At 46.2% G+C, this 6,307-nt stretch carries 7 protein-coding genes; 2 read left to right on the top strand and 5 right to left on the bottom strand.

Features of this window, described 5'->3' with window-relative positions:
* Window positions 1-77 precede the first annotated feature (77 nt).
* The 4 genes from B4240_RS03005 to B4240_RS02990 form a co-directional block, all read right to left on the bottom strand.
* Window positions 78-449 carry a CrcB family protein gene (locus B4240_RS03005; RefSeq protein ID WP_296236760.1) on the bottom strand — a complete coding sequence of 124 codons (372 nt, stop codon included), beginning with the start codon at window positions 447-449 and terminating at the stop codon, window positions 78-80.
* A gap of 65 nt (window positions 450-514) precedes the next feature.
* The gene (gene tsaD / locus B4240_RS03000; protein WP_296236759.1) at window positions 515-1,552 is read right to left on the bottom strand and encodes a tRNA (adenosine(37)-N6)-threonylcarbamoyltransferase complex transferase subunit TsaD; all 1,038 of its coding nucleotides are present in this window, start codon (window positions 1,550-1,552) and stop codon (window positions 515-517) included.
* 198 nt (window positions 1,553-1,750) lie between these two features.
* Window positions 1,751-2,287 carry a c-type cytochrome gene (locus B4240_RS02995; RefSeq protein WP_296236758.1) on the bottom strand — a complete coding sequence of 179 codons (537 nt, stop codon included), beginning with the start codon at window positions 2,285-2,287 and terminating at the stop codon, window positions 1,751-1,753.
* 138 nt (window positions 2,288-2,425) lie between these two features.
* Window positions 2,426-2,854: a hypothetical protein gene (locus B4240_RS02990; protein WP_296236757.1), complete on the bottom strand. Its 429-nt coding sequence runs from the start codon at window positions 2,852-2,854 to the stop codon at window positions 2,426-2,428.
* 501 nt (window positions 2,855-3,355) lie between these two features.
* On the opposite strand from B4240_RS02990, the gene rpsU reads away from it, so the two are divergent.
* A complete protein-coding gene (rpsU, locus tag B4240_RS02985) occupies window positions 3,356-3,571 on the top strand; it encodes a 30S ribosomal protein S21 (RefSeq protein ID WP_010195908.1) in 216 nt (71 codons plus the stop codon).
* 205 nt (window positions 3,572-3,776) lie between these two features.
* A complete protein-coding gene (locus tag B4240_RS02980; protein ID WP_296236756.1) occupies window positions 3,777-4,226 on the top strand; it encodes a GatB/YqeY domain-containing protein in 450 nt (149 codons plus the stop codon).
* Between the two features lie 197 nt (window positions 4,227-4,423).
* On the opposite strand, the gene B4240_RS02975 is transcribed toward B4240_RS02980, so the two are convergent.
* Entirely contained in the window at window positions 4,424-5,995 is a 1,572-nt protein-coding gene (locus tag B4240_RS02975) for a M48 family metallopeptidase (protein ID WP_296236755.1), read from the bottom strand.
* Window positions 5,996-6,307 lie beyond the last annotated feature (312 nt).

Raw genomic sequence — 6,307 nt, 5'->3', positions numbered from 1 at the left:
GGATTGACGGCAGTGGTCAGACTGCTATAAAGGAACTATTTAAATCAGACCTCCAAGCAAGTGATATCTAACAAAAGTCACAGAACCAATTTAAATAAATAAAAGCCAAGCGCGGTAGCCAGTAAGGTTAGCCCAACATGGAGCCCAATAAGTCCTAAACCAGCAAGTAGTTTGCCATTATGGATAAAGGTAAACACTTCGGCGCTAAAGGTACTAAAAGTCGTTAGCCCGCCCAAAAAACCCGTAATCAAAAATAATCTGACATTATCCGATAAGCCGCTGCCCATTCGCTCAAACCACACCAAGGCCAACCCTATTAACAATCCACCTAACACGTTGGCTCCCAAGGTGCCAAGTGGTATCCAACTATGTAGCGGATTAAACCGCGCAAGCCAGCCGCGCAGGCAAGCCCCAATGGCAGCACCTAAACCAATTGCAAGCCACTGCATAATCTATCCTTAAATAAGATAAAGTTTAATAGGTTAAGTATGAGATAGCTTATAGCATTTAGCCTTTATAGCGCAGGCAACTCGGTCATCGGCCAACGCGGAACGCAGCTAACAGCCAAATCATCTGCTTGACCGGCTTGCAAGCGCTCGTAGCCCGCATAAGCAATCATCGCGCCATTATCGGTACACAGGGCTGGCGGGGCATAATGAACGGTGGCATTGATATTAGCAAGCTCACGCTCTAGTGTCTCACGCAAATGTCTATTGGCACTGACGCCGCCCGCGATAACCAAGCGGCTCATCTCGACCTGTTTTAGTGCTTTGACGCATTTTTTTACCAACGTATCGACCACCGCATGTTGAAAGCTTGCCGCAATATCGGCGCGCACTTGCGGATCGCCAGCAGAGCCTGCGGTGTCCTTGATAAGATTATGCACCGCTGTTTTCATACCGCTAAAGGAAAAGTCCAAACCGCGATGCAGCATGGGACGCGGTAAATCATAAGCATTTTGGTCGCCATTTTCTGCTAATTTAGCAATATTAGGGCCACCAGGATATGGCAGACCAAGCATTTTAGCTGCTTTATCAAAGCACTCGCCCGCCGCATCATCGATGGATTCGCCCAAAATTTCATACTGCCCGATACCATGGGCGGCAATCAGTAGCGTATGACCGCCAGAAACTAGTAACGAGACAAATGGGAATGCGGGTGGGTTTGCTCCCATCAGCGGCGCCAAGAGATGGCCTTCCATATGGTGGACGCCAATCGCTGGGATATCTAAGCCGTAAGCCAAGCTGCGACCGAATAACGCACCTGTCATTAGAGCGCCGATAAGCCCCGGCCCTCTGGTATAAGCAACGGCATCAATCTCATCTTTAGTGATAGCGCACTGCTCTAATAGCTCATTAAATAACGGCACCAATTTACGAATATGGTCGCGGCTGGCAAGCTCAGGCACCACACCGCCATACAGGGCGTGCAGCTCTATCTGAGAATACAGCACCTGTCCAAGCAACCCTTTATTGTCGCTTGTTATCTGCTCGCTATCAAAAATTGCCAGACCCGTCTCATCGCAAGAGGTCTCTAAACCCAATACTTTCATCTATGTGCCTTTATGTTTTACTTTGCAGCGGTTATTGCTGTGCATATTTTACGCTTACTATGCACTATGCAGAACTTATTACTTAAAAAGTGCTTTAAAAATATGCGTTGTGACGGCATTTCGACATTAATAAAAAAACCGCCACTGTTAGCTTACAATGGCGGTCAGTCTAGCAAATTTCAACAAGCAATATTAGCATTAGCTAGCAGCAGCAACCATATAATCTACGGCAGCATGAACTTGCGCTTCGCTTACATTGTCATTGGCCTGTGGAGGCATTTTATTAAAGCCCTTGGCAGAATGCATGTGTAGCGTTTCTATGTCTTTTTCAAGGTGCGGTGCCCACTCGGCTTTGTCACCAAATTTTGGCGCACCCAACAATCCCGTTGCATGACAGGCTTTACACTGCTTTTCATACAACTGCTCGCCCGCATTAGCCGCTAACACTTCAGGTTCGGCCGCCTCTTCAGCAGGTGCTTCTTGGGTTTCCTCTACGGGTGCTTCGACAGGCTCTGCTTCAACCGCAGGCTCAGGCGCTGCTACTTCAGTCTCTGCAACTGGCGCTTCCGGCTCTACCGCCACTGTTTCAGTGTCATTGGTAGCAGCAGGCTCTTCAGCTGCCGTATTATCACCGCCGCTACAAGCGCTGAGTGCCAGAAGCGCACTAAGGCTTAGGCTCGCTAGTGCCAATTTAGCCACTGATTTTTTTTTCATTGTTTTTTGCTGCATAGTCATAGTTATTCCCTCATCTATAGATTATTAATGTAAACCTCAATGTTATTGCTGGCATATTAATAGTAATAGTAGCTGGCAGTGATGAATCGATATTATGAACTGAGTGCGCGCTTACTTACTCACTTTGATTCACTGCTATTAGTTTGTGGCAGGCTCGGTAGTCGTCGCCGCTGCATCCGTGTCCGTGGTTTCTGTATTAGCAGTAGAAGCCGCTTCTGTATCAGCGCTTGCCGTAGCCGTGTTTCCTGCCGTATCTGTCGCTGCGCCATCTTCTGCAGTCGCAACTTCAGTACCCGCAGCGCCTCCTTCTGCCCCTTCTTCACCTTCTGCCGTGTCAGCAGCAGGCATTGGCGTGGATTCTGGGAAGTCCAGTTTTTCTGCTTCAGGCGCGTTTTGACGCGCAAGCTCTGATGCTTCATCGACTCTATCGGTTGCCAATACTTCACCCGACTCTGCACCAGCCTCCTCTTTTTCGCTGCTACAAGCACTTAGACTAACGCCCATCGTAACAAGCAAGGTCGCCCATAATACCGTACTAACCGCTGTTTTTTTTATGCCACTTTTCATTCAAAGATCCTCAATAAGATAGCTATTAAAGCGTTGTAAAGTCTGCCAAATCTGCCTAGAACCTATTTATAAACACCTATTTTTTATAGATCTCTATTTTTAAGAGTTAAAAGTTAGGGCTTAAGGCTAAGCAGCAGACTGAATATAGGATACCACATACCCAATGTAAGCCGTTATTGCTAAACAGCTGTTTTGTCCATGATTTATTGACTATTTGTTAAAAGATTATTAAAAATATTAACACCAGAGCGCCATTTTATATCGCATTATATTTGTACTGTGCAGTTAAAGTTTATTGGCCTTTATTTAACCCTTTATTCTGTATAAATACGCTAAAGCCTTTGACTTTGCTGCTATTTTTGTTTAAAATAAGCGCCCTTGTCCTATTGCGCAAGACCATCCTAGTTTGAGCTGATGCCGATAATCTTGAGATATTACGGCTAAATACTAATACACAGCCAAACTAATGCCCTTATATCTCATCCTAATCAAGGAGATTTCATGCCTGCAGTTAAGGTTAAAGAAAACGAACCAGTTGACATCGCTATCCGTCGTTTTAAACGTGCTTGTGAAAAAGCCGGCGTTCTATCAGACGTACGTAAGCGTGAATTTTATGAAAAACCAACGCAAGTACGCAAGCGCAAAAAAGCCGCTGCTGTAAAGCGTTATAAGAAAAAATTACAACGCGAAACCATTCGTACCACTCGTATGTACTAATCACTAAGACGATTAGCTAAATACCAGCGCTACACTAACGCCACTGTTATCGATGAATAACAGTGGCGTTTTTTATGCTACAATTTTTGTTATTGCTGCTGATAGATTATTGGCAGATTTTTCTTTAAAACTTTATTCCCACTTACTTTATCGACAGTCATTTTACTAAGCATTATTTTACCCATACTTATAAGGAATAATAACAGTGAGCCAACTTAAACAGACGTTATCTGACACCATCAAAAACTCAATGAAAGCGCGTGAGCTTGAGCGCGTCAAAGTACTACGCAACGTGCAAGCGGTCATCAAACAAATTGAGATTGACCGCCAAACCGAACTTGATGATGCGCAAGTATTAGAAGTGCTACAAAAGCAGCTCAAGCAGCGTCATGAGTCATTGTCTATCTTCACCGAAAATGGTCGCGATGATTTGGCGGAAAAAGAGCAGTTTGAGATTGATATCATCAATGAGTTTATGCCAAAACAAATGGATGATGCCGAGCTTGCCGCCTTGGTTAATGCCGAAATCAAAGAGCAAGGCGCCACGTCAATGCGCGATATGGGTAGCGTGATGGGTGTGTTAAAAAATAAAACGGCGGGCCGCGCTGACCCCGCATTAATTTCTAAATTGGTCAAAGACGCGCTGCAGGGTTAACCAAGATTAGAGACGCTATGGTTAGCTTAAAATAAAATCGATACGTGAGTAGCGATGCGCGACTGATATAAATTTTCCTTGCTTGCTGCTATCACAGAGGCTTCGGAAAATTCATCTCAGTCGCACTCTATCGCTTTTAAAGTCAGACTGTTATATATGTTTAATTTTTATATGAACCCAAGCTAGCAAATAACCGCCTAAGGCTTAAAGTCTTTGGCGGTTTTTACTGCTTTGATTTCTGCATTAATATTGGCAAGTAGTGGACGGGCGCTACTGGCTTGCGCGGTGTTTTGCATTTGCTCAGCCAATTGCTTGGCTTGCGTTAAAGAGGTCAGCGCGCGCTCGTAGCGTCCGCTCCATACCTGGTCATGACTGCGATAACGCAGCGCATTAATCGTGGCGATTTTTGCCAGCTGCGGCGACTCTGTGGTTTTGGCGATTTTTTCATTGGCCAATTGTAAGCTTTGCCACGCATAACGGTCGCTTGGCTGCTGCTCGGTCAAGGGTTTGAGCAATGCTTGCGCTTTGGCTGGCTGATTGCTATTGGTCAGCGCTTCTGCCAAATAAAGGCGCAGGTCACGGCGCTCGGGATATAAGCGCTGCTGGCTCTCAAGGAGTTCCGCCGCTTGTTGCCATTTATTTTGTTCCGTCAGGATTTGGCTTTGAGTAATGGACAATAGCGGCTCTAATGCTTGCCGCTGGGCCGCTGGCAACGCTGACAGCTCAGCATATATCTCATCGGCCTCACGAAAGCGCTGCTGCTCACCAAACCAATACATCAGCGCTAATTTTGCCCCAACGCTATTGTTAGCAGCGGTCGTCAATGCGGTTTCAGAGACATGCTTGCCCGTACTTTGTACACGCCAGTAAAGCAAATCAAACAATGCTTGATGGCGCTGCTGCTTGGATAATGGCAGTGCATCATAACGCTGAGCGCGGCTTTGCGACTCGCTTAAACGCTCGTTACTCAAAGGATGCGAGCGCACAAAACTGGGCAGGAATTGATTGGCGGTTTGGTTTAGCTGACTTTTTTGATTCATCGTCGCAAAAAAACGCGGCATCGCGCGTGGATCATAACCCGCTTGATTCATGATTTGCATACCAACGCGGTCGGCATCACGCTCATTATTACGGCTAAAAGCCATGCTGCTATTCATGGTGGCGGTCTGACTGCCCATCATAACGGCGGCAGCGGCATCACCATCGACCGCTGAGGCCGCTATCGCCGCCAGCATACCGCCTATTTGCATCAGCAAGGCTTTTTTGCGCTCATCCGCCCCGCTCTCATAATGATGCTGGCTAATATGGGCCACCTCATGCGCGACGACGCTCGCAATCTCATCCATGCTGCTCGCCGCGAGTATCGTCCCAGTATTTAGCCCAATAACCCCGCCGGGTGCTGCAAAAGCGTTGATACTAGGATTATCAATAATAACCAAGCCGAGTGGCGCTTGCTGACGGGCTTGCGCATTAAGCCGCCACGTCATCTCTTTAATGGTTTCATAAATCCAAGGGTCATGCTCCATCTTAGCGCGGCCATTGATGTTTCTTAATGACCATTCTCCGAGCAGTTTATTTTGGTATTGCTCAGCAAAACTTAGCCCTGGCCCGCGCAAATTGGGTAAATCCAATTCGCTCGCGCCTGACGTCTGCCATGCGTCGTAAGCAAATGACGCGGCTTGTAAGCTTGCACTATTAGCAGTGGTTGCCAATGTCAGTAATGCCGCGGATACGCCTAAATTTAGCGCAAACGCTGATCTCGATGGCAATGATTTAAACGCTGGCAGCTTATTTGACTTCTGAGCAAAAACACATTTATCCAATGTGTTTATTGCCAGCTTCTTAAGCTTCGATGATTTATGAGAGAAGTACAAATGCGTGTCCTATACGAGTAATCATAACGTCTTTTTGACTATACGAGCTTGTTTATCCAAGGTCAATTGCCGTATGCGTTTGGCTACCAATAACGCCGACGCGCGTCACGATTGTGCAACATGCTTATGCAAATTTAAGGCGATATTTATGCTCTAAGCCTAAACGATAAATTTACTTAATAAATCGGTGGTGTTCTAAAAAGTATG

This window comes from Psychrobacter sp. UBA5136, assembly GCF_002414005.1.
In the GTDB taxonomy this organism is placed as follows: domain Bacteria; phylum Pseudomonadota; class Gammaproteobacteria; order Pseudomonadales; family Moraxellaceae; genus Psychrobacter.
Note: the sequence above shows the minus strand (reverse complement) of the source record. Positions and strands in the feature narration are given on the sequence as shown.